This window comes from Aquibium microcysteis (genome assembly GCF_014495845.1).
GTDB classification, from domain to species: Bacteria; Pseudomonadota; Alphaproteobacteria; order Rhizobiales; family Rhizobiaceae; genus Aquibium; species Aquibium microcysteis.
The window spans coordinates 3089466-3112356 of sequence record NZ_CP061080.1 but is presented as its reverse complement, the minus strand read 5'-3'; the positions used below and the strand labels follow the sequence as shown (position 1 = coordinate 3112356).

Genomic DNA, 22891 nt, shown 5'->3' with positions numbered 1-22891 from the left:
AAAATGCAGAATGCAACCTACGACCCCAATGGTCTGCTCGCCGGAGACTTCCCGGTGGCGACCCGGACGATCACCCTGAAGTCGGGCCAGAACCTGAAGCGCGGCGCCGTGATCGGCATGGACGGGAACGACAAGTTCCTGCTCAGCCTCGGTGCGGCCGCGGACGGCTCCGAGGTGCCGACCGCCGTGCTCGCGATCGACTGCGATGCGAGCGGCGGCGACAAGGCCACCACGGCCTATTTCACGGGCGAGTTCAACGACGCGAAGCTCACCTACGGCGCCGGCCACAGTGCCGCCTCGGTGAACGCCGCGTTCCGCGACGCCGCGACGCCGATGTTCGTCCGCGTCCTGCCCTGATCGGCAGCCCCCTTCAATCCATCGACGGCCTCGGCCATCTCAACAGGAGCACTTCACGATGGAACTCTTCGATACCCTTGAACTCGTTGGGATGAGCGAGGCCTTCGACGCCCCCAGCCAGTTCCTGTTCAACCTCTTCTTCGGCACCTCGCGCATCACGTTCGAGTCCGAGGAGATCATGTTCGACAAGATCAAGTCCTCGCGCCGCATCGCGCCCTACGTCTCGCCGCACATTCCCGGCAAGGTCCACGCGCTGCGCGGCGGCACGGCGAAGACCTTCCGCCCGGCTTATGTGAAGCCGAAGGCGCCGGTGAACCCGGGTGCGGTGATCAAGCGCCGGCCCGGCGAGGCGCCGCTCGGCAGCCTCTCCCGCGAGGAGCGCTTCAACCGCATCGTCGTCCAGGAGTTCCAGGACCAGCTCGACATGATCGCCCGCCGCGAGGAGCAGATGGCGGTCGAGATCCTGCGCACCGGCAAGGTGATCGTGGAGTCGCCGGAGTACCCGCGCATGGAGGTCGACTTCGCCCGGCCGGCCAACCAGACCGTGGTGCTCGCCGGCACCGCGCGCTGGGGCGAGACCGGCGTCAACCCGCTCGACGACATCAAGGCGTGGGCGGAGCTCGTGCACGTCAGCTCCGGCACGCACCCGGGCAGGGTGATCTTCGACCCGAAGGCGGCCGGCCTGTTCCTCGCGAACGAGCAGCTGCAGAAGATCCTCGACAACCGTCGCCAGGTTTCCGGTTCGTTCGAGCTGGCCGGCCAGGCCACCGGCGGCACGCCCGGCCTCGAGGCGGTGTTCATCGGGTCGATCGGTCAGTTCGAGTTCTGGCAGTACCAGGCCATCTATCAGGCCGACAACGGTGCGATGCAGAAGTTCATGCCGGACAACACCGTCATCATGGGCTCGGCCGGTATCGAGGGTCATGCCTGCTACGGCGCGATCCAGGACCTCGAGGGCCTGCAGGCCATGGAGCGCTTCCCTAAGATGTGGGAGGAGAAGGACCCCTCCGTCGCCATGCTCATGACGCAGTCGGCCCCGCTCCCGGTGCCGGCCAACATCGAGGCTTCGTTCTGCGCCACCGTGCGCTGAGCGAGCTATCCCGCAGCGGGCCGCGCCTTACCAGCGCGGCCCATTTTCATTCGTGAGGAGAGCCATCATGGCCAGCAAGTTCAAGACCATCGTCGCGCCGATTTCGCTCGTTCTCGAGAAGGGCGGCGAAGCCGTGGAGCCGGGCACGCCCATCAAGCTTCCGGCGGAAGAAGCCGACTCGATCATCAAGCGCTTCGGCGCGGTCGAACACGTCCCCGAAACGGCCAAGGAAGTCGTGACCGCCGGCAAGGGCGGCAGCCAGCCGAAGGAAGGCGAGGGCGGCGACGGCAAGGACCCCAACAACCCCAAGGCCTGAGCCAACCCCGACAACACCAGGAGACACGTCGATGGCTGTAACCCGCTTCGAGGACTACATGGCGAGGTTGGTTGAGCCGGCCATCGACGAGGTCTTCGCCGAGCCGATCGTCCTGATCCCCTGGCGATCGACCCCGAACGGCCGCGGCGGACAGGATCCGGACCGCCAGATCCTGACCGTGAGCGGCGTCTTCACCAACCCGTCGAAGCAGCTCGGCATCCAGCTTGGCGTGCGCAAATCCTACCGCGAGGCGAACGACCTGCGAGCGCTGACCTATGCGCGCGAACCCTACATCTCCGTCGACCGCAAGCATTTCGGCGGCCTCGCGAACGAGCCGCGCCAGTCCGACCGCATCCGCCTGCCGAGGCGTCCCGACCATCCCGAGTACGAGGTGATGAGCGTGGAGCGCGACGGCGTCACGCGGCTGCGGATGAAGCTCATCCAGCGAGGTCCCCAGGCATGAGCATGAACCGTCTGCTGACGCGGCTCGCCGCCGTGTCGGCGCTCAACAACTTCCTCGTGGAGCCCTGGCCGACGATCGCGGGTCCGAACGTCTTCGACTCCAAGATCGAGCCGGTCGACGACACCAGCTTCGACCGGGCGTTCCCGACCTGCGTCGTCTACACCGACTACGACAAGGACCACTGGAACAAGGGGAGCAAGGTCCATCAGCCCCGGCTGCTGACCCTGACCCTCGAGCTGCTGGTGGTCACCGCTCAGAAGGTCGGCGGCGACAGCGCCACCTACCAGCTCGATTGCCCCGAGACCGACAGCGAGATCGAAACCTCGCTCGACGTCTTCGAGACGCAGATCTACCGGGCGCTCGCCGCCGGCAACGAGGCGTCCGACTGCTTCTCCTACCTGTGCCCGAGCTATGAGGCGGTGATCAGCCGCCGCGGCGCATCGGTGGAAGGCGGCCTTCGGCTCGCGGCGCGCCAGATCACGCTGGAAACCAAGGCGCTGCGCGATCCGGTCCTGGGAACGATCCCGACCGAAGTGGCTGCGTTCCTCGATCGCCTCGAGTCCCAGCCCGACTATGCGGAGCGGGTCGACGACATCCGGCTGATGCTGACCGAACCTGCCTCATGGCCGCCGGACCGCCAGGTCCGCAACGCCTTCGGCTATCCGCGTCGCGTCGTCGAAGTGCTGGGCGGGCCGACCTCGCCGCTGACCGTGATCGGTCCGACGCTGACCTTCCTCAACCCGCAGGGAGGGCCGTTCCCGTGACGAACCCCGGCTACGCGCTCATGCGCTTGATCGATCGCATCGAGGCGCTGGAGCGCAAGGCCGCCCGGCTCGACGCCCGCGTCAACAATGTCGTGCGGGAGGGCAGGATCGTGGAGGTCGACAATGCCAAGGGCACGGTCCGGGTCGACGCCCACGGCATCGAGACGGGCTACGTGCCGATGATGCAGCAGGCGGGCGAGGTCAACGAATGGACGCCCATGGCCGTCGGCCAGCGGGTGGTGCTGATCTCTCCCTCCGGAGACGTGTCGCGCAGCTTCGCGATGCCAGGCGGCTACACCGACGAGGTGTCGCAGCCGCACGACAAGGGCGCCGAGAAGCGGATCACGATCGGCAGCGCGGTGCTCACCTTCACCGGCGACGGCCTCACGATCGAGACTGGCGGCGCGAAGTTCGAACTCACGTCCGCCGGCTTCAAGCAGACCGGCGGCCGAATGGAGCACGACGGCCTGGACGTCGGCACGACCCACACCCACGGCGGAATTACCCGCGGCGGCGCCAATACCGATCCGCCCAATCCCTGAAGGAGACCAGCATGAAGAAGGCCTATTACGCTCTCGTCGAGGGCTTCATCGAAGGCACCTACCGCGAGGTGGGCGCGCGGATCGATCTCACCGAAGCCGAGGCGGAGTACCTGCTCCGGGCCGGCCAGATCGGTGAGACCAGGCCGGCCGAGGCTGCCAAGCAGGCGAAGGCCAAGGTCAAGGAGCGCGCGGCCGCGGCCGGCAAGGACGGCGAGTAATGTCGCGGGTCGGCCTCGACGCAAGGACGGGCCGGCTGCTCTACGGCTGGGAGCACTGCGTCCAGAGCATCACCGAGATCCTGCACACCGAGTTCGGCGAGCGGGTGCAGCGGCGCCTGTTCGGGTCTGACCTGCCGCGGATCATCGACCGCCCTCAGAACGAGGAGACGGTCATGGACATCTACATGGCGACCGCGCAGGCGCTCGAGCCAAGGATGGTCGAGGGCCGGCAGTATGGCGAGCCCGGGTTCGTTCTCCTGAGGACGTCCCTGGACGCCGCGACTCCCGGCCGCGTGACGCTGCTGCTCAGCGGCGTCTTCTTCGAGCGCGGGCACCTCGGCGACTACAGCAACCCGTCCGAACGACAGGTCGCCTACGCTGTGACGCAGGCTGCCGACGGACTCAGCATCGAGAAGTTCTGATGGACAGCCAGACGACGATCGATCTTTCCCGCCTGCCGTTCCCGGACGCGATCGAAAAGCTCTCCTTCGAGGATCTTTTCGAGGCATTCCAGGGCCGGTTCGAGGAGTCGTGGAACGCGCTGCGGATCGCGTTCCCGGACCTCCCGGTCTACAACGTCGGCAGCCTCGAGACCGACCCGGTCGTGGTGCTGGGCGAGGCGTGGTCGTTCCTGCGGATGCTCGACCGAGCCCGCGTCAACGACGCCGTGAAGTCGGTTCTCGCCCCGATGGCGAAGGGTGCCGATCTCGACAACATCGCTGCGCGGCAGGGCATCCAGCGCCTCACGCTGGTGCCGGCGACGGAACAGGATCCGGCCGTGATGGAAAGCGACGCCGCGCTGCTGCGGCGCTACCTGCTTTCCTTCGACCGCCCGTCCGCAGGGTCGGTCGCGCGATACCTCTACGAGGCGTGGACCGCGGCGCCCGGGCTGCATGACATCCGTGTCAATGGCCGCGCCGTGCATGGCCGGGTAGGGGACACCGACGTCGTCATCCTCGGCGCTGGCGGCGCGGTGGCGACCTCGGAGGAGCTGGCCACCGTGCAGGCGGCCATCACCCAGGCGCACGTCAAGCCGGAAGCGGTCGGCGTCGCCGCCCTTCCTGCGCAGCGGACCACCTACACGATCGAGCAGACCATCGTGGTGCCGTCCGGTCCGGATGCCGAGCTGGTTCGGCAGGAGGCTCTTGCCCGGGTCACGGCGGTTGCGAAATCGCGCATGCTGATCGGGGCAGGCGTGCCGCGCGACCTGATCGCCGGAGCCGCGTTCGGCCCGAGCGTCATCGACGTGGTGCACGTCGCCCCTGCGCAGGACATCCCTGCCGATCCCTACCGGGCGCCCGTCTGCACCGCCATCGTCATCAACGTCGAGGTGCAGACATGACCGGCGTACGCGACATCCTGCCGGGCATCGCCAAGCCGTTCGTCCTGGCCACGGCCGACGCGATGACGGACACGCTGCCGGTGCCGATCGCGGAGATCATCAACCCGGCAACGTCGCCGCTGGAATTTCTGCCGTTCCTGGCGGCGCATGAGAGCGTCGACCTGTGGTTCAACGATTGGACGGACGAGCGGAAGCGCGCGATGGTGCAGCAGGCGGTCGAGCTGGCCGCCCTGAAGGGCACGCGCGAAGGCCTCATCCGATTCCTCGGCTTCGTCGACGCCGAGATCACCTGGCTGATCGCGCACCCCGCGCGCTTCGCCATGGGGAGATCGGCGATCGCGGTGCGCCCGATCGGCCACAAGCCGATGACCGCGCACTATCTGGTCAAGGTTCCCCTAGTGGCGCCGGCCAACCCGTTCCGCATCGGCCGGGCGGCCCTCGGCCGCAGAGCCTTCACCCGCGTGTCGCTCGAGCCCCTGCGGCGCGCCCGCATGGCGACCGTCGTCGCCAAGGCCCCCGAGACGCTGACCAGTCTCAACTTCGCCTGGCGCCGACGCGCCCGGTTCGGTGACGGGCTGCCGTTCGGCTCCATCCGGTTCGGCGAGTTCATCGACCGGCCGCGCCTCTAAACCTGAGAGAACACGATGAAGAGAGTCCTTTTCGACGACGCAGAGATCGCGGAGCACGGCGACTTCAACGCCATCGGCGAGAACAGCCAGCGCGCGCTCGACGCGGTCATCAACGATGCCATCGGCTACCCGGCGCATTGGGCCGCGTTCACGGTCGCGCAGAAGTCGGCACAGGAGGTCACGATCTCCGCCGGCCGCTACGTGACGCGCGAGAAGATCTTCGGGCAGGACGCTTCGTTCGACCTCAACCTGCAGATCTACATCCCGATCATCTCAAATGACGAGCGCTGGGTTGCGCTGGTGCTGCGCGGCGAGGAGGTGACGGTCAATTCCGCCCGGAATTTCGAGACGTCGGAGGACCCGGAAACCAGCGTGGTGGTGAACCGCCAGACGCCGAAGACGATCGAGCGCCGGGTGAACGTCGTCGTGCAGCAGGGCAACGCGACGCCGGCACCGGCGCTGAAGCCGGTCATCGCCGAGACCGACGCGGTCATCGCCATGGTGCTGCTCCGGTCCACCGGCGTGACGCTGATCGAGCCGGGCGAAGGCTGGCGCGTTAAGAGCCTCTACGAAGTCGAGGGCCGGGTCACCGCGCTCGAGATCAACCTCGACTCGCTGTTCCGGCGCACCACGTCGATCGAAACCGACATCGCCAACATCGCGTCGCGCCTGTCGGACATCCCGAACCCGACGATCATCCGGCAGATGCAGCGGGACATCGGCGCCACGCGCCGGATCCTGGCGCTGCCGGACGAGCAGCGAGCCTACGTCTTCGACGCCGGCCTCACCTACGACATCTGGGACACGGCTCATGCGAGCTGGCTGGCCCGCGTCCGCGAGGGGATCCGCTTCTCCTACGCGAACGAGAGCATCCAGCAGCTGACGGTCCTCAACGAGGACGACCCGAAGATCATGATCAAGGCCGGGCGCCGCATGGTGCCTGCCTATGACGAGGCGCTGCGCATCGCCAACATCGGCACCGACGCCACGCTGAACATCTCCCAGCAGGTGCACACCGTGGTGACCGCCACCGAGCGCACCGTGTCGCGGACCGCCATCCGGTACGGGACGGTGAAGAAGGTCTGCACCAACAGCCGGTATTGGGCTCAGGTGACGGCCGGACTCCGGGTCGGCGAAATGTTCACGCTGGACGGCGAGGAGTTCCTGCTCGTCACCAAGCATGGCGAGGTCACCGGGCAGCACACGAACAAATGGCGTTATGTCAGGCAGGTGATCCGGGAGGAGTGGACCGAGACCTATTGGGACTACGAGACCAGCGACGTGGGCGTGAACGGCTCCGTCTACGGCCAGACGTTTCTGGTCTCCCAGCCCATGGTCATGACGTCGATCGAGCTCAACTTCGCGACGGTCGGCGCCGCGGGCGACGTGCACCTCTTCGTGTGCGAGACGAACGCCTCCGGCATGCCGGTCTTCGACAAGGTGCTCGGCCACGTCACCGTGGCGCGCAACAGCCTGGTGGTCGGCTGGAACCGCTTTGAGCTGCCGCTGACGCTCCTGGAGTCCGGCAAGCGGTACGCCTTCTTCACGGTGACGACCGGCAACCACGCGGTCTACGCCACGACCGGCAACAAGTTCACCGGCGGGTCGCGCTTCTACGCGACCGACGGCGCCTGGGCACAGGGTGATGCCACGAGCGACATCGCGTTCCGGCTCTACGGCGCGCGATTCCGGGATGTCCGGACTGTCGTTCCCTTCAACAACCTGACCCTCGAGAACGGCATGACCGACCTCGAGTTCGTCATGAAGGCATGGGCGCCGGGCGGGACGGCCCTCGAGTGGGAGATCAAGCCGTCGGGCGCAACGGAGTGGACGACGCTCGAGGAGCACCCCGATCTCGGCACGCATCCGCTCGTCGGCCTGCCGGCGCTGGTGGAGCTGCGGCTGGTCATGGTCGGCACGGTCGACCTGGCGCCCATGGTCATTCTCGACACAGCGCTGCGCGGCCGATGCGGTCGCCACCGTGGCAACATGGTCGCGGTGAGCGACAACATCGCGTTCGGCCTGTCCACGACGACCATCGTGACGCAGTTCACGGTCGACGCCTTCAACCCGGCCGAGCACACGTTCACGCCGAAGCTCATGGTGGGCGCCACGGTGCTGACTGCCGAAGCGACGGTGGTCGAGATCGATCCCGACGAGCCGGAGCGGCGGACGTTCACCTCGACCTTCGAGCTTGGCGCCGCCGCCACTGGTGCGCGCATGCGGCCGGAGATGACGGCCTCGAACGTGGTGAGCGTGCCGTTCATCCAGGACTGCTTCATCGCCGCACTCTGAGGGAGAACCCCATGGCCACCTACGACAACGAGACGATCTACCGGGTGAAGCTGACCAGGGTCGTCGAGCGCGGGCCGATGAAGTACCGGCCCGGCAGCGAGATCGAGATGAAGGGCGCCTGGCTGAAGGCGCTCATCGCCGAGCATGGGGAGGGCATCGTTGAATACGCCCACACCTGACAACGGCTACACCGTCGACTCCACGATGGAGATGACGCCGACCCTGTTCAACGGCATCTTCGGCTCGATCCACGCGCGGCTCATCGAGCGCGAAAACCTCGAGGCCAGCTTCGAGTCGTTGATCGAGGAAGGGACGTCGGCGGCGCTCGACATCATCCAGGCGAACATCACGCCGCAGCTGGAGGCTCTTCAGCAGGCGATCGACACCGCCTTCGAGGAGATCTCGCTCATCAGCGAAGGCGTCGCGCCGAACTCGGTGCTGCTGAACGGCCAGAACGGGGCCTACTACCTCAACCCGGCCAACTTCAGCACGTCGGCGAACGTGAAGGAGTTCATGGCGGCAGCGGACTACGCCGCCATGAGGAGCGCGATGGGCGTGTCGTCCACTGCGGAGATGACGGCGGCGATCTCGGCTGCGCTGGATGCCTTCGTGAACGGCGCCCCCGGGGCGCTGGACACGCTCAACGAGCTGGCGGCGGCTCTCGGCAACGATCCGAACTTCGCCGCCAGCATGGCGGCTGCGCTCGCCAACAAGGCGGCGATCGACCACACCCACGACTACGCCACCGACACAGCGGCCGGCTTCCTCGAGATCGGCACGGCGGCGGAGTTCCGGGCGAAGGGGGTCGGCTATGCGCTGACCACGGATCGCGTCTGGGACGCCGCGGTGCCGGTCAACCTGGGCAACCTGAGCGGCCTGGTGTCGCTCAACTTCGGCAACTTCCTGAACGCCCGGGCGACCCTGTCGGGGGCCGTCACCTTCAACGCCAGTCCCGGCCTGAAGCAGGGACAGACTGCGGTGCTGGAACTCGTCCAGGACGCGACGGGGGGAAGGACGCTGTCGCTGAACTCGGCCTTCTTCGAGGCCGGAGGAAGCGGCGGGATATCGCTCTCGACCGCGCCGAACGCGCGGAACGTCATCACCCTGTACGGCCTTTCCACCGGGAAGGTTCTCGTGTCGCTCGTGAGCAAGCTGGCGGCCTGAGGTCACGGAGCTTGCGAACCAAGGCCGCCCTCACCGGCGGCCTTTTTCTTTCCTCCCATCGCGCCCGCAGGCGGGCCAGCTTCATCGGAGAGCAACATGGACATCTATCTTCACGGCGTGGAAACGATCGAGCAGAACAACGGGCCGCGCCCGGTCTCGACGATCGACACCGGCGTCATCGGGCTGGTCGGCACCGCGCCGGACGCCAACGACACGCTATGGCCGCTCAACACGCCGATCCCGGTCTACGGCAGCAACGGCGCCGTCCAGGGCCTGGGCAACACCGGAACGCTGAAGGACGCGATCGACGGCATCTTCGATCAGGCGACCCGCGTCTCGCAGACCATCCTGGTGGTGCGCGTCGAGGAGGGCGAGGACATCACCGAGACGATGGCCAACATCATCGGCAGCTCGACCGGCTACACCGGCCTGCATGCGCTGCGCAGGGCACCGGATCTGCACAACCTGCGGCCCAAGCTGTTCTGCGCGCCGGGCTTCACCAGCCAGCGGCCCACCGACGGCATCTCCGGGATCGCGGTTTCCGACGGCGGCTCCGGCTACACCGAGGCCCCTGCGGTCACCATCACCCGCGGCGCGGGCGACACCACCGGGTTCGGCGCCAGCGCGGTCGCGATCATCGACAGCGAGACCGGCGAGGTTTCCGAGGTTGTGCTGACCAACCCGGGCGCCGGCTACACGACCGCGCCGACGATCGCCCTCACCGGCGGCGACGGCACCGGGGCGACGGCGACCGCGACCGTGGGCACGGTGGCCAACCCGGTGACCATGGAGCTGCTGACGCTCGCCAACCGCTTCCGCGGCGGCGTGATCAAGGATGCTCCGGCCACCAGCGCATCGGCCGCCATCACCGACCGCCTGGACTACGACACCGACCGGCTCCTGATCATCGAGCCGATGGTGAAGGTGTTCAAGGCCGGCGCGGTGGTGTCGCAGCCGGCATCGGCCCGCGTGGCCGGCCTGCAGGCGCGGATCGACTACAGCGAGGGCTTCTGGTTCTCGCCGTCGAACCACGTCGTCGAGGGCGTGGTCGGGATCTCGCGGACGATCGAGCATTCGATCAACGACCCCGCGGCGGAGTCGCAGCTGCTCAACAAGAACGCCGTGGCCTGCATCGTCCGCTCGCCGAGCGGCGGCTTCAAGCTGTGGGGTTCGCGGGTTCCGTCGTCGGATTCGCTTCGCCAGTTCTGGTCGGTGCGGCGCGCGCATGACGCCATCATGGACTCGATCGAACTGGCGTCGGAGGTGTTCATCGACAAGCCGTTCGGCCTGCAGGTGCTCGTCGACATCGCCGAGACGGTCAACAGCGCGCTGCGCCGCTGGCAGGGGCTCGGCGCCACGCTCGGCGGCCGCGTCTGGTTCGACCCGGTGCTCAACACGAAGGAGACCTGGGCGAGCGGACACCTCTACGTGTCCTACGACGCCGAGGGCCCGGCGCCGATCGAGCACATCACCTTCGTGTTCAACCGCAACACCGGCTACTACGAGCAGCTGGCACAGGAGGCGATCCGAGAGATCGCGCGCCTGTCGAGCGCAGCTCTGCCCGCCGCCTGATCTCACGCACAAATAGGAGACCAAACCCATGCGGCACATTCTGCAGGGCTTCACCATGTTCCTCGACGGGCTGGACTTCGGCATCGACACCGAAGAGGTGGATCTGCCGATCCCCACCCCCGTCATGCAGGAATACCGCGGCGGCGGCATGGACCTCGGCGTCAACCAGCCGATGGCGGCCATCGAAGCGCTCGAGGTCACGGTCAAGATGGCGGGGCACAACCCCGACATCATGGGGCGCCTTGCGCTCGGACCGGGCCAGACGACCCGCGTCACCTTCCGGGGCGCGGTCCTGTCGGAAGGCTCCGGCCTCTACATCCCGCACATCTGCATCTTGGAGGGCAGCCCGAACGGCGGCTCCCGCGATCGCTGGCAGCGCGGCGAGAAGAGCGGGCTGGAGTTCGTCGTGAATGGCGTCCGCTACTTCCGCTACGAGGCGGACGCGCGGGTCATCCATGAGCTTCAGGCCTGGCCGCCGAAGCGCATCGTCAACGGCGTCAACCAGCTCGCCGGCATCAACGCAGCGCTCGGCTACTGACAGCCGGGCAAACCCCACAAGGAGAGTGGATCATGAACACAGTCGTGAGGGCCGCGAGGCCCGAGGAGATCGCGAAGGTGGAAGCACAGAAGCAGGCGGAGTCGGAGGTGGCGAGCAAGCCGACCCCGGCTCCGGCCCGCCTGGTCGAGCGGCCCGGCAAGGAGCGCGAGCGCGTCCTCGAGCTGGAGTACCCCGTCGATTACGACGGCACCGTCTACGAAACCCTGACCCTGAAGCGGCTGCGCGGGAGCGACTTCTCCGCGCTGGCGAACATGAAGGGAGACGAGGAAGAGGTGGCGCTCGCCGTGCTCATGACGGGCGCGCCGCGCGAGGTCATCAAGGCGCTCGACGGCGACGACTTCGTCGAGCTGCAGGAGGCCGTACAGGCTTTTCTGCCGCGGAAACTGCGGATGGCGGCCGCGCAGCTTTCCGAGACTGGCCAGAATACGCAGCGGTAGTCGCGCACGTCCTGCACTTCAGCAGGGCCGATCTTCTCGACATGGAGTTCCCCGAACTCGTCGAGGTCTGGTATCCCCAGGCCACGAAGATCTTCGCGCAGACGCAGCAGCAGAGCGTCGAAAACCTAGCGAGGATCCTCCATGTCGGTTTCAAAGGCCGCTAAGCTCATCCTGACCCTGGTCGACCAGGTGTCGGGTCCGGCGCAGGCGATCACCGCAGCCCTGACCGGCGTGAACGCGGCGGTTGGCCTGGCCGGGAAGGCGGCAATGGCGCCCGTGAACGCGGTGGGCAATGCCGCCCGCGAGTTCCGCCGCAGCGCCGGGGACATCACGGTGGCCGGCGGCGCGATCGCCATGGGCCTCGGGAAGGCCGGCAAGACCATCTACGACATGGAGGACACCCTCAACGAAATCGAGGGCCGCCGCTTCGGCAAGAACGACGTCTTCAATCTGGCGGACGGGACGGAGATGACCCGGGAGGCGTTCCGTCAGAACGTCACCGACCTGATCTCGGAAATCAACAAGACCTCGCCGCGTCATGCCGGCGAGATCGCCAAGGCCTACAACCAGCTCGTCCAGGCGGGTCTCACCCACGAGCAGGTTGAGGGTGTCCTGCCAATCGCGATCGACTTCGCGATCGCCGGCAACTACGACACCGAGGAAGCCGCCGACAAGCTGACCAACGTCATGACGGCGATGCGGCTGCCGATGGCCACCATGGCCGAGGCCAATTCGTCGGCGCTGCGCGCGGCCGATGTCATCGCCTACGCCGCGAACCTGACGAACTCGAACGTCGAGCAGATGACCGAGGCATTCAAGTATGCCGCGCCGTCGGCCTCGGCGCTCGGCATTTCGATCGAAGAGCTGGCGGCGATGTTCCTCATTCAGGCGCGCCGCGGCATCAAGGCGTCGGAGGCCGGCGTGTCGATCAGGGCGATGATGACCCGGATGATCCGGCCCACCAACATGGCGCAGGAGGCGTTGGGCCGGTACAACATCGACCTCGCCGACTACCTCGAGAAGTCGCGCGAGATCTCGGCTGCCGACATTTCCAACGCCCTGGCATTCAACGGCCTGGACGCCAAGGCTGCGGAGGCGGAGGTCCAGAAGATCCTCGACTCCACCGTAGCCACGAGCGAGAAGGTCAAGACGATCACCGCCGAGATCATGAAGGCGGTCGGCGACAACAGCACGATGTCCGCCGATCAGATCTCCACCTCGGTGAGCGATATCCTGTTCGGCTTCGGCGAATCGCTGGACGTCGAACGGCTGATCGCCGACATGCAGGCGGCCAACATCGCCATGTCCGACTTCTTCCGGATCTTCGACGTCCGCCAGGGCGCGCGCACGCTGGCGCTCTTCGGCGACGACTTCTCGAAGTGGACCAGCGAGCTCGAAACGAACTCGCAAGGGTTCGCCCAGGCCCTGCGCGAGACGCGCATGGGAGGCGTCGTCGGCGCGGTGGCTCGAATGAGCGCCGCCATGATCGACCTCTTCCGGGCGGCGGCCGACTCCGGCGTCCTGGACACGGCAACGCGGGCGATCGAGAACTTCGCCGCTGCCATCAACCGGCTTGGCGAGGTGAACCCGCTGATCCTGGAGCTGGGCACGTACAGCCTCGCGGCCGTCGCCGGCCTGGCAGCATTCGGGTTCGCGATGACGGGCGTCAGCGCAGCCGCCTCTCTGCTGGTCAACCCCATCACCGCGGCCGCGGCCGCCGTCGGGTATCTGGCCTACCTCAATTGGGATCAGATCACCGGGTACGTGCGCGGCTTCGGCGCGGGTGTGCGCGAGGGCATGGGGCCGGAGACTGCCGCGCTCATCGACCGAGCATCCTCGGCGATCGGCGGGCTCTTCCAGCGTTTCGAGGGCGACGCGGCCGGCCTTGGGGCCAGTCACGGCGCGGGTCTCATGCGCGGCATCGAAACGACGATCGTGCGCACCAGGGAAATGATCGCCTCGCTGAAGGAGATCGTGGCCGCGGTGCAGGCCAACCCGGAGTTTCAGGCGACTGTCGACCTGCTGGCCTCGTTCTTCAACACGATGGCGTCGGCCGGCGGCGCCGCCTGGCGCGTGATCAAGGGTGTGGCGAGCGGGGTGAAGGAGTTCGCGGCGGCGTTCGCCGAGAACCTGGCGCCCGGCTCTGTCGCGGGCATGCGTGACGGTATCGTCAGCCTGCTCAACGCCTTCACGGAGGTGAACAACTTCGTCGGAGGGGTCTTCGACAAGATCTACGTGAACTTCGACGAGTCCGCTGCACGGGCGGGCGCGGCCGCGGCGCGGATGGTGAACTACCTCACCGGGATCGACTGGAGCGGCCATATCCAGCGCTCGATCGACCTGCTGAAAACCCTGCCCGGCGTGGTGAGCGCGCTGGCGGCCGACCTGCAGGCGCAGGCGGCAGCCTTCTACGCTGCCGGCGTGAGTATGGTGCAGTCCCTGTGGGACGGTGCCACGGCGAAGTTCGCCGAGTTCATCGAATGGGTGAGGGGGTTGCCCGGCCGCATCCGTGAGGCCTTCGGCAACCTCAACCTCAGCACCGCGATCGGCTTCACCGGCACGGGCAATGCCGGCAATGCCGGCGGCGCGGCGGCGGCGGGTGCTGCGCTCGGCTCGATGGTGGGAAAGCCGAAGCCCGACGGCGCGCGCGCCAGCGGCGGCCCGGTGAAAGCGGGCCTCACCTACAAGGTCGGCGAGAACGGCATCGAGCTGTTCACGCCGGCCGTCAACGGCTCGATCACGCCCAACCACAAGCTGGGCGGCGGCGCGCCGTCGGTCGTCATCAACAACCGCTTCGTTGTCCAGGGTGGCCAGGCCGAGCAGCAGGCGGCGGAGATCTTCCGCCAGCTGGAGCGTCAGCTCAACCGCTCGGCTCAGATCATCTTCGGCAGCGGCAACGCCTACGGAGAAGCATGATGCTCATGGCCTGGGGACCGTTCCGGTTCACCGTCCCGAACTATTCGGTCGAGACGATCCGGCGGACCATCCAGCCGCGTGTCGAGGCTCAGCCGGTCATCCGCGCCACGCCGCCGGTGCACCGGCTGGGACCCGGCAACGAAGCCATCGTGCTCGAGTCGACCTTCCACCCGCGGCACCTCAACGGCCGCGGGCTGGCGCAGCTGGCGGGCGTGCGCCAGGCGGTGAACGCGCTCACGCCGATGATGCTCGCCCATATCAACGGGGCGGGCATCAACATCTTCGGTGTGTGGATCGCCACGTCGATCGAGGACGAGCAGACCCTGCTCGATACCGCCGGCACGCCGCAGGCGGTCACGACTTCGCTCAACCTCATGCAGTATGGGGGAGGCGGGGCGCGGGGCGCGGCGCTTTCGGCTGTGCTGGGGGCGGCGAACTTCGGCGCGTCTCTCACCGCCGGGCCGCTCAGCCTCGGCGTTCGGGTGGGGATCGGTTTCTGATGCCGGTCCCCGTCTTCTTCCTCAGCGCGAACGGCCAGGACGTGACGGCCAATTTCGCGGGCATCAACATGTCGATGACGATCACCGACGGCGAGGGGCTGAAGGCTGATACGCTCCAGCTGCAGCTCGACGACATCGACGGCTCCATCATCGCCCCGGAGACCGGAGCGATCCTCAACCCGGTCGGCGGCTACGAGGGCAATCTGCGCGACTTCGGCCTGTTCATCGTCGACTCGGTGGCCTTCGCCGGGTGGCCGCAGACGATCACGGTCAACGCCAAGTCGGTCGCGGCCAAGTCGCTCGCCAAGCAGCGAGAGCCGAAAGCCTACCGCAAGGAGGAGTACCCCACCTACGGCGACATCTTCGGCGAGGTGGCCGGCAAGGTCGGCCTGCAGCTGGAGATGGCCGGCGAGCTGAAGAGCCTGCCGAACCCCTACGAAGCGCAGGCCGAGGAGGACGGGCTCGAGTTCCTGACCCGGCTCGGCGCCAAGATCAACGCGGCCGTCACGGTGAAGAGCCAGCGGCTGGTCGTCGTGGTGAAGGGCAAGGGGCAGAGCGCCAGCGGCGGCGCACTCGACGTGCTGGTCGTGTCGCCCGGCATCAACCTGATCAGCTACACCGTGACGGAGGCCGACGAGCCGAAGCACGGCGAGGTCGAGGCCACCTACTACGACCGCGCCAAGAACGAGCGGAAGACGGTCTCCGAGTCGACGGGACTCGAGGGGCCGAAGCTGCTCCTGCGATCTCCCTTCAGCGAGGAGGGGGAGGCTAAGCGCGCAGCCAGGGCGAAAGCCGAGGAGCTGAAGCGGATCCAGGCGACCGCGTCCTTCGAGATCGACGGCGCGCCCTTCGCGCAGGCGGAAGCCTATGCCGAGGTCAGCGGGTGCCGGCCGCGTGTCGACGGCCGCTGGCGCATCAAGACCGCGACGCACAATTTCTCGGCGACCGGTCCCTACACCACGTCGCTCGAGTGCGAGACGCCCACCGAGTGAGGCCACCATGCGAGAACGATACCTGACGGCCGCCGATGGTTCGGTGGCCTATGTGAGCGTCGACGGCGACATGGTCGACCTCATCGCCCACGTCTACTACGGCAGCCACCTCGGCAATACCGAAAGGGTCTACGACGCGAACCCGGGCCTGTCGGCCCGCGGCCCTGTCCTGCCCGCGGGTGTCGTCGTCAAGCTCCCCGAACTCCCCGTGAAGGCGGCCACGGCCAAGCCGTTCCGTCGCCTGTGGGATTGAGACGTCGCGACTGCAGCGCGACCAGCCCGGCCGCTCCAATTCTCCTCCCTGGGGCGGCCGGGCGCACCTCTGCAGCAAGAACGAAACCCCACATCACCGGAGGCGACCTTGCAAATCCGTTTCCCGAACGTCGAGCCGATCCGGCCCGGCTACGAGGGGCCGCCGATCCGCATTCGGTACTCCGCGCCGTTCTATGCGGCCGAGCAGCTGGCGACCGGCAGGCTGGTCGCTCAGTTCCGCCCCTCGGTCGTGGGCGAGATCCTGTTCGAAGCCGACACCGAGGACGGCTCGATCACCCGGGAAGGTGCCGACACGATCGTCATCACGATCCCGGGGGCGACCACCGCGAACTTCGCCAGCCTCTCGACGGTGTTCTTCGACTTCGTCCGGATCAGCGACGACGGCCGGCGCCGCGTGGTGCCGGGGCAGTGGTCCTGGCCGGTCAAGATGTCGGTGACGCGCAATGTCGAATGATGGTGTCGCGATCTTCTTCGAGCCCGTGGTCGAGGCCACGCTCGAGGTCGGCGCGGGCACGGCCATCTTCGCAGGCGCCTCGCCGATCGGGAGCATTCCCCCACCGTGGTCGATCCGGCACCAGCGATCGTGCCGGGTCCGCCTGGGCCGCCCGGACAGGGTGGGCCGCCCGGACCTCCGGGCCCTCCGGGGCCTGAAGCTGACCTCTCATCCCTCGTAATCGATGGTGGATTTTTCTGATGGCAACGATTCTGAAGTTCAAGCGGCGCTCTGCGGGCGGCGCGGCCGGCGCGCCCGCGGCCCTGAAGTCGGGTGAGGTCGCGCACAACGAGGCCGACAACACGCTCTACATCGGCAAGGGCGATGACGGCTCCGGCAACGCGACGGCGGTCGTTCCGCTCGCGGGCACCGGCGCCTTCGTCGACAAGGCGACCAGCCAGACGATCGACGGCGTGAAGACGTTCTCGTCTTCGCCGGTGGTGCCGGCGCCGACCACCGACCTGCAGGCAGCGACGAAGAAGTATGTCGACGACGCTGTCGCCGGGGCGGCGGTGGCGGACGGCAGCATCTCGAACGCCAAGCTCGCGGACATGGCCAACGCCACGATCAAGGGCCGGGCGAGCGCGGGCACCGGCGACCCCGAGGATCTTTCGGCGGGGCAGGTGAAGACGCTGCTGGCTCTGACCAAGAGCGATGTCGGCCTGGCCAATGTCGACAACACGTCCGATGCGAACAAGCCGGTCAGCTCCGCGACGCAGACCGCCTTGAACGCCAAGGCGAACCTGGCATCGCCGACGTTCACCGGGACTCCCGCGGCCCCGACGGCTGCCGGCGGCACCAACACGACGCAGATCGCGACGACGGCTTTCGTCCAGGCAGCCTTCGGCAACAACAGCGTCACGAACGCGAAGCTCGCCGATATGGCGACCGGCACGATCAAGGGCCGCGCTACGGCGGGGACCGGAGACCCCGAAGACCTCACCGCCGCCGAGGCGAAGGCGCTTCTGGCGCTGACCAAGAGCGACGTGGGGCTGAACAATGTCGACAACACCAGCGACGCCAGCAAGCCGATCTCGACGGCGACGCAGACGGCGCTGAATGCCAAGGCGAACCTCGCGTCGCCGGCCCTCACGGGAACGCCGACGGCGCCGACGGCGGCGGCGGGCGTGAACACCACGCAGATCGCGACCACCGCCTTCGTGCAGGCCGCGCTGTCGGCGCTGATCGATAGCGCGCCCGGCACGCTCGACACGCTCAACGAACTCGCGGCCGCCCTCGGCGACGACCCGAACTTCGCGAGCACCATCACCACCTCGCTCGCCACCAAGCTCGTCAAGTCGGCGAACTTGTCCGACCTGACCGATGCGGCGGCGGCGCGCGGGAACCTGGGCCTCGGCTCCATGGCGACGCAGGCGGCCAACGCCGTCGCCATCACCGGCGGCTCGATTGACGGCGTCACGATCGATGGAGGCACCTTCTGATGGCAAGCGTGGTCCAGCTCCGTCGGTCGTCGGTGCCGGGCCACAAGCCCGACACCCCGGATCTCGCCATGGGCGAGGTGGTCGTCAACACGCACGACGGCAAGCTGTTCTTCAAGGTGAACGACGGCACCGACGCCATCGTGGAGGTGCAGGCCGTGCCGGCGTCGCCGGTCGACTACAGGTCCATCGCCGCCGAAGCCACCTCGTTTCGCGACTACGGGAGCATTGCATGAGCACGCAGGTACAGAGGCGTCGCGGCACGACCGTCCAGCACGAGTCCTTCACCGGCGCGGCTGGCGAGCTGACCATCGACACAACCAAGCAGACCGTGGTCGTCCACAACGGCGTTACTCCCGGGGGAACCCCGCTGGCGAAGGAGAGCCACACGCACGCCGAAGGCACCGACACCGCCCCGGGGATGCTCGAGGTGGCGACGGACGCGGAGATTCGCAGCAACGCCGTGGCCAACCGGGCGCTCGTGACGGATAAGATCTGGTCCGCGGCAAGCCCGGTCAACCTCGGAAGCGTGACCGGCAGCATCACCCTCAACTTCGGCAACTTCCTGAATGCGAGGGCAACGCAGACCGGCAACGTCACGCTCAACGCGGTCTCGGGTTTGAAACCCGGGCAGACCGCCGTGATCGAGTTCTTCCAGGACGGCACCGGCGGCCGGACGATCTCGCTCAACTCGTCGGTGTTCCTGACCGCCGGCTCGATCAGCATCGCGACGACCGCGAACGCCAGAAACGTCCTCGTCCTTTACGGGCTGTCGGACGGAAAGGCGATGGTCGTCGTATCCGGGAAAGGAATCGCCTGATGGTCCCTGGAGTTTCCGGCGCGCCCAACATGGCGTCTGTGGAAAAGCTGCCTTTTCCGACAATTGTTAGCAGCGCGGCCAACGCGAGCACAGCCACGACAGCTAGCGTATCAATGCCCGCAGGAAATGTCGGCGATCTCATCATCGCCGCGTTCTCGGTCGTCTCGGGCAGCACCCGCACGATATCGACGCCGAGCGGCTTCACGCAGCAGTACAACGACATCCCCACAAACGTGAGCCAGCATCGCCGGGCCGCGCTGTACACAAGGGTGGCAAACGGTTCCGAAGGTGCGACGATTTCCGCGGCTCTGTCGGGAACTTCGGAATGGGGCGCCGTCGCGCTCCGGATCCGCGGATGGGGTGATCTCGCGATCTCGGCAGCTGCCAACTCGACGACTACCAGCAACCCGAACCCGCCGGCTCTGACGCCCCCATGGGAGGAAATGCAGACGCTCTGGCTGGCCTTCGTCCACGGCTACAATGCCGCCGGTGATGCGCCTGTCGACTACACCATGATCCAGCAGATCGGCGACGACAACGGTCGCATGGCGGTCGCGGCGCGGTTCCTCGAAGCCGCTTCAGAAGATCCTGGTCCCTTTGCTGGAACAAACAACTGGTACGCGCGGACGCTGGCCATCAAGCCGGCCCCCGCATCCTAGAGAGAGGTTGAGACGAATGCCCGCTTACATCGAGAATGCAGGCACCTTTGCCCTGTGGCGCGGCGAGGCCATCGACGGAATCCTGCATTCGCTTCAGATCGCAGACCTGTGGTCCGAAGCGGAACTCGCAGAGGTCGGGCTCTATCGCCCGGCCGAAGCCGACCCCGTACCGGAAGGCCAGCGGATCGTGAGCACTTCCGTCGAACGGGTTGACGGCGTGGTCAAGTTCGTCCACGAGCTGGCCCCGATCGTTCCGACGGCCGACGACGTCGACGCCGAGCGAGATCGTCGCATCGCCAGCGACTTCACGTTCGGCGGCGTAGTCTATCAGTCGCGACCGAGCGACCTCAAGAACATCGCGGGCGCCTCGACGGCGGCGCTCGGCGCCATGATGGCCGGCGCGCAGCCGGGCGATCTCTTCTGGCACGGCGGTACGTCGGAGTTCACCTGGATCGCCGCCGACAACAGCACGACGCCGATGGACGCGCAGACGCTGTTCGCCTTTGGGCAGGCGGCCATGGCTCACAAGCAGGCGCACATCTTCGCGGCCCGCGCGCTGAAGGACATGGACCCGATCCCGTCCGACTACGCCACCAACGAGGCCTACTGGCCGTGAGCGCCTTCACCGACAGCCTGGCGGTGACGCCGCGGGCGGATGGCCGGTGGGTGCTGCTCTCGCCTCTCAGGTGGGAGATCGGCGCAAAGGGGTCGGGCATGATGTGGGTGGTCCCCGCCGGCTACTCCTGCGATCTGGCCACCATCCCGGCGCTGGCTCGCGCCATCTTCGATCCGAGCGATGGCCGCTTCGCGAAGGCGGCCGTGCTTCACGACCACATGCTCGAGTCCGGCTTCGACCGGCTCACCGCGGCGGCGGAGTTCCATTCCGCGCTGAGGGCCGACGGTGTCGCCCGATGGCGGCGCCTGGTCATGTTTCTGGCAGTCGCGCTGTGGCGCTACGACTGACCGAGCGGCCCGCCTGACCAGCGGGCCTTTTCATTTCCGAGGACAATCCGATGACTTTCACCGAGTGGCTGCAGGGCCGCCTGGTCGCGCACGGCTATCGAATCCGTGTCGACGGGCAGAACGGCGGCGAGACCAAGGCGGCGCTGATCGCCTTCCAGCAGACGGCCGGCCTGCGGGTCACGGCCGTGGCGGACGAGAAGACCGTCGCGGCCCTGCGCATGAACCCGCGGCAGGGATCGGCAGCGCCCGCGCCCGCGCCGGAGCAGACCATGCCGCCGTGGATGGCGGAGATGCACCGCCGGATGGGCCTGCATGAGGTCCGCGACAACGCGGTGCTCATCGCCTGGCTGAAGATCGGCAAGTTCCTCGGCAACCCGGCCGAGCTGCCGTGGTGCGGCGACGGCGTCGAGAGCGCCTTCGTCAAGGGGCTGCCGCTCGAGCCGTTGCCGGCGAATCCGTTCTTCGCGCAGAACTGGATCAAGTTCGGCTGGGGCATGGCGGATGCGCATGTCGGCGCGGTGGGCGTGATCAAGTGGTCGCCTGCGGCCGGGCATGTGGGCATCGTTGCGGATTCGAACCGCACCGATGTGTGCCTTCTCGGCGCGAACCAGTCGAATGCGGTGACCTTGGCCTGGTTCCCCCGCAGCAATTTCATCGGCTTCCGCTGGCCGAAGACCTTCCCGCTGAAGGCCTATCCGCCGCTGAAAGGCGGCAAGGCCGGAGACATGGCGGGGACGCGGTGATGCGGCCGCCCTGGAAGATACGGCGCCGGGTCGTGCTCGCCGTCCTAACGGTGTGCGCGATCGCGGTGCTGCGCTTCACGTTCCTGCCGACAGCAGGCGTCGACCCCGAGCTGGCGAAGATGATCGTGCTCGGCGCCTACGGCCTCGCCGGCACGACCACCGGGGCTTACGTGTTCGGGGCGGCCTGGGATGACCGGAACGTCATGAAGCTGATCGGCAAGGATGCCTACGCGCTCGAGCCGCCCGCCTGGCCGAAGGACATCGTGATGCCCGAACCGGCGCATGGGCAAGACGACTTCGTCTACAACGCGCCAATCCCACCACCGCCGAAAAGATAGGGGCGCCATATGGCTTCGCTCGCACTCCTCGCATTCTGGAAGACCTGGATCCGCCCTGTCCTCGTTCCGGGTATCACGCTGCCGCTCTGGGTGATCCTGGCCGCCATCGTCTGGTGGCAGGTCGACAAGGGGTCGGCGGTCAAGGCTGCAGTCGAGAGCGCGATCGAGGAGCTGGTCGACGGCGCCGAGCTGGAGGCCGAGCGGGCGAGAAACGAGGCGCTGCGCAAGATCCTCGCCGAACGAAACCGGGTCGCCGAGCGCGATCGCGAGGCGCTGGCCCGCTATGTGGATCTCCTCGCTGCATCTGAAAACGAGAAGGGAGACCTCATCGATGAAATCGCTGAGCTGGAAGCGATGCCTCCACCTGACGGCTGCACTGTCGATGACGCTCTTCTCGACCGGCTGCGCAACTGACTGGCAAGGCCGCCTCGAGCGGACCGAGCGCGAGCAGGCAAGGGCGGATCTGGTGGACGAGGCGTTGCAGGAGGCGCCTCTTCCGGACTGGCCGGCTGACTGCCGCAAGCGGGAGACCTCCGGCGTGGCGAAAGGCGATCGCCTCGATGTCGCCCTCCTGAAGAGCGAGCGGGCGCTGGGCCGGGCAAACGCCCGCGTCGACCGGTGCGCCGGGTTTTACGACGACGTGCGGAAGGGAAGGGGGCCGGGCAAATGACCATTACCGCAGAGAGCGTCGTGTTTTTCCTCACCATCATGGGCTTCCTCTCAGGCATCTGGTGGCGGATCGAGGGGCTGGTGAAGGAGGCCAAGCGGGAAGCAACGCTGAAGGCCGACGCGGCGGGCACCAAGGCAGACCTGGTGAGCGCGCAACTCGCCGAGTACAAGACGCATGTGGCCGAGACCTATGTCTCGAAGGCCGGCCTGCGCGAGTTTCGCGACGAGATGTCGGCTGGCTTCAAGGACATCAAGACCAGCATCGGCGCCATGAACGAGCGCATGGACCGCGTGATCGAGGCGAGCCACAAGCCGCAGAGGCGTACGTCGGCATGAAG

Annotated in this window: 32 protein-coding genes; all 32 read left to right on the top strand. The window is 67.3% G+C overall.

The window, feature by feature from the left end:
- Nucleotides 1–3 precede the first annotated feature (3 nt).
- Nucleotides 4–357, top strand: coding sequence for a head decoration protein (locus IAI54_RS14410; RefSeq protein ID WP_187967861.1), 354 nt, complete (start codon nucleotides 4–6; stop codon nucleotides 355–357).
- Nucleotides 358–415: 58 nt separating this feature from the next.
- The gene (locus IAI54_RS14405) at nucleotides 416–1447 is read left to right on the top strand and encodes a major capsid protein (protein ID WP_187967860.1); all 1032 of its coding nucleotides are present in this window, start codon (nucleotides 416–418) and stop codon (nucleotides 1445–1447) included.
- A 67-nt stretch (nucleotides 1448–1514) separates the two neighbouring features.
- Nucleotides 1515–1763 (top strand): hypothetical protein, encoded by a 249-nt coding sequence (locus tag IAI54_RS14400; protein ID WP_187967859.1) that lies wholly within the window; start codon nucleotides 1515–1517, stop codon nucleotides 1761–1763.
- Nucleotides 1764–1794: 31 nt separating this feature from the next.
- A complete protein-coding gene (locus tag IAI54_RS14395; protein WP_187967858.1) occupies nucleotides 1795–2226 on the top strand; it encodes a hypothetical protein in 432 nt (143 codons plus the stop codon).
- Nucleotides 2223–2990: a hypothetical protein gene (locus tag IAI54_RS14390; protein WP_187967857.1), complete on the top strand. Its 768-nt coding sequence runs from the start codon at nucleotides 2223–2225 to the stop codon at nucleotides 2988–2990. Before IAI54_RS14395 ends, IAI54_RS14390 begins: the two co-directional genes overlap by 4 nt.
- Nucleotides 2987–3532, top strand: a complete 546-nt coding sequence (locus tag IAI54_RS14385) for a phage baseplate assembly protein V (RefSeq protein WP_187967856.1) — start codon at nucleotides 2987–2989, stop codon at nucleotides 3530–3532. Before IAI54_RS14390 ends, IAI54_RS14385 begins: the two co-directional genes overlap by 4 nt.
- An 11-nt stretch (nucleotides 3533–3543) precedes the next feature.
- Entirely contained in the window at nucleotides 3544–3750 is a 207-nt protein-coding gene (locus IAI54_RS14380; protein ID WP_187967855.1) for a DUF7210 family protein, read from the top strand.
- Nucleotides 3750–4172, top strand: a complete 423-nt coding sequence (locus IAI54_RS14375; protein ID WP_187967854.1) for a GPW/gp25 family protein — start codon at nucleotides 3750–3752, stop codon at nucleotides 4170–4172. Before IAI54_RS14380 ends, IAI54_RS14375 begins: the two co-directional genes overlap by 1 nt.
- On the top strand, nucleotides 4172–5092 hold the full coding sequence (locus tag IAI54_RS14370; RefSeq protein ID WP_187967853.1) for a baseplate assembly protein: 921 nt from the start codon (nucleotides 4172–4174) through the stop codon (nucleotides 5090–5092). The genes IAI54_RS14375 and IAI54_RS14370 overlap by 1 nt, the downstream gene beginning before the upstream one ends.
- The gene (locus IAI54_RS14365) at nucleotides 5089–5721 is read left to right on the top strand and encodes a phage tail protein I (RefSeq protein ID WP_187967852.1); all 633 of its coding nucleotides are present in this window, start codon (nucleotides 5089–5091) and stop codon (nucleotides 5719–5721) included. The genes IAI54_RS14370 and IAI54_RS14365 overlap by 4 nt, the downstream gene beginning before the upstream one ends.
- Before the next feature lie 15 nt (nucleotides 5722–5736).
- On the top strand, nucleotides 5737–8016 hold the full coding sequence (locus IAI54_RS14360) for a hypothetical protein (RefSeq protein WP_187967851.1): 2280 nt from the start codon (nucleotides 5737–5739) through the stop codon (nucleotides 8014–8016).
- Nucleotides 8017–8027: 11 nt separating this feature from the next.
- Entirely contained in the window at nucleotides 8028–8195 is a 168-nt protein-coding gene (locus tag IAI54_RS14355) for a hypothetical protein (RefSeq protein WP_187967850.1), read from the top strand.
- Nucleotides 8176–9180: a hypothetical protein gene (locus tag IAI54_RS14350; protein ID WP_187967849.1), complete on the top strand. Its 1005-nt coding sequence runs from the start codon at nucleotides 8176–8178 to the stop codon at nucleotides 9178–9180. Before IAI54_RS14355 ends, IAI54_RS14350 begins: the two co-directional genes overlap by 20 nt.
- Before the next feature lie 96 nt (nucleotides 9181–9276).
- Nucleotides 9277–10752, top strand: coding sequence for a phage tail sheath subtilisin-like domain-containing protein (locus IAI54_RS14345; protein WP_187967848.1), 1476 nt, complete (start codon nucleotides 9277–9279; stop codon nucleotides 10750–10752).
- 28 nt (nucleotides 10753–10780) lie between these two features.
- Complete coding sequence (locus IAI54_RS14340) at nucleotides 10781–11290, top strand: phage major tail tube protein (RefSeq protein WP_187967847.1); 510 nt, start codon at nucleotides 10781–10783, stop codon at nucleotides 11288–11290.
- A gap of 32 nt (nucleotides 11291–11322) precedes the next feature.
- Nucleotides 11323–11748, top strand: a complete 426-nt coding sequence (locus tag IAI54_RS14335; RefSeq protein WP_187967846.1) for a phage tail assembly protein — start codon at nucleotides 11323–11325, stop codon at nucleotides 11746–11748.
- A 141-nt stretch (nucleotides 11749–11889) separates the two neighbouring features.
- Nucleotides 11890–14664, top strand: a complete 2775-nt coding sequence (locus IAI54_RS14330; RefSeq protein WP_187967845.1) for a phage tail tape measure protein — start codon at nucleotides 11890–11892, stop codon at nucleotides 14662–14664.
- Nucleotides 14661–15164 carry a phage tail protein gene (locus IAI54_RS14325; RefSeq protein WP_187967844.1) on the top strand — a complete coding sequence of 168 codons (504 nt, stop codon included), beginning with the start codon at nucleotides 14661–14663 and terminating at the stop codon, nucleotides 15162–15164. Before IAI54_RS14330 ends, IAI54_RS14325 begins: the two co-directional genes overlap by 4 nt.
- A complete protein-coding gene (locus IAI54_RS14320; RefSeq protein ID WP_187967843.1) occupies nucleotides 15164–16156 on the top strand; it encodes a phage late control D family protein in 993 nt (330 codons plus the stop codon). Before IAI54_RS14325 ends, IAI54_RS14320 begins: the two co-directional genes overlap by 1 nt.
- Before the next feature lie 7 nt (nucleotides 16157–16163).
- Nucleotides 16164–16409 carry a tail protein X gene (locus tag IAI54_RS14315; RefSeq protein WP_187967842.1) on the top strand — a complete coding sequence of 82 codons (246 nt, stop codon included), beginning with the start codon at nucleotides 16164–16166 and terminating at the stop codon, nucleotides 16407–16409.
- 108 nt (nucleotides 16410–16517) lie between these two features.
- Nucleotides 16518–16883 carry a hypothetical protein gene (locus IAI54_RS14310; protein ID WP_187967841.1) on the top strand — a complete coding sequence of 122 codons (366 nt, stop codon included), beginning with the start codon at nucleotides 16518–16520 and terminating at the stop codon, nucleotides 16881–16883.
- 239 nt (nucleotides 16884–17122) lie between these two features.
- A complete protein-coding gene (locus tag IAI54_RS14305) occupies nucleotides 17123–18364 on the top strand; it encodes a head decoration protein (RefSeq protein ID WP_187967840.1) in 1242 nt (413 codons plus the stop codon).
- Complete coding sequence (locus tag IAI54_RS14300; protein ID WP_187967839.1) at nucleotides 18364–18597, top strand: hypothetical protein; 234 nt, start codon at nucleotides 18364–18366, stop codon at nucleotides 18595–18597. The genes IAI54_RS14305 and IAI54_RS14300 overlap by 1 nt, the downstream gene beginning before the upstream one ends.
- A complete protein-coding gene (locus IAI54_RS14295) occupies nucleotides 18594–19181 on the top strand; it encodes a hyaluronate lyase N-terminal domain-containing protein (RefSeq protein ID WP_187967838.1) in 588 nt (195 codons plus the stop codon). Before IAI54_RS14300 ends, IAI54_RS14295 begins: the two co-directional genes overlap by 4 nt.
- Entirely contained in the window at nucleotides 19181–19840 is a 660-nt protein-coding gene (locus IAI54_RS14290) for a hypothetical protein (protein WP_187967837.1), read from the top strand. Before IAI54_RS14295 ends, IAI54_RS14290 begins: the two co-directional genes overlap by 1 nt.
- Before the next feature lie 16 nt (nucleotides 19841–19856).
- Complete coding sequence (locus IAI54_RS14285; protein ID WP_187967836.1) at nucleotides 19857–20456, top strand: DUF4376 domain-containing protein; 600 nt, start codon at nucleotides 19857–19859, stop codon at nucleotides 20454–20456.
- On the top strand, nucleotides 20453–20803 hold the full coding sequence (locus tag IAI54_RS14280; RefSeq protein WP_210321127.1) for a DUF1353 domain-containing protein: 351 nt from the start codon (nucleotides 20453–20455) through the stop codon (nucleotides 20801–20803). Before IAI54_RS14285 ends, IAI54_RS14280 begins: the two co-directional genes overlap by 4 nt.
- Before the next feature lie 50 nt (nucleotides 20804–20853).
- Nucleotides 20854–21546, top strand: coding sequence for a peptidoglycan-binding protein (locus IAI54_RS14275; protein WP_187967835.1), 693 nt, complete (start codon nucleotides 20854–20856; stop codon nucleotides 21544–21546).
- A complete protein-coding gene (locus tag IAI54_RS14270) occupies nucleotides 21546–21884 on the top strand; it encodes a hypothetical protein (protein WP_187967834.1) in 339 nt (112 codons plus the stop codon). The genes IAI54_RS14275 and IAI54_RS14270 overlap by 1 nt, the downstream gene beginning before the upstream one ends.
- Nucleotides 21885–21974: 90 nt before the next feature.
- On the top strand, nucleotides 21975–22298 hold the full coding sequence (locus IAI54_RS14265; protein WP_210321126.1) for a hypothetical protein: 324 nt from the start codon (nucleotides 21975–21977) through the stop codon (nucleotides 22296–22298).
- A complete protein-coding gene (locus IAI54_RS14260) occupies nucleotides 22267–22554 on the top strand; it encodes a hypothetical protein (RefSeq protein WP_187967832.1) in 288 nt (95 codons plus the stop codon). Before IAI54_RS14265 ends, IAI54_RS14260 begins: the two co-directional genes overlap by 32 nt.
- Nucleotides 22551–22889: a hypothetical protein gene (locus IAI54_RS14255; protein ID WP_187967831.1), complete on the top strand. Its 339-nt coding sequence runs from the start codon at nucleotides 22551–22553 to the stop codon at nucleotides 22887–22889. The genes IAI54_RS14260 and IAI54_RS14255 overlap by 4 nt, the downstream gene beginning before the upstream one ends.
- Nucleotides 22890–22891 lie beyond the last annotated feature (2 nt).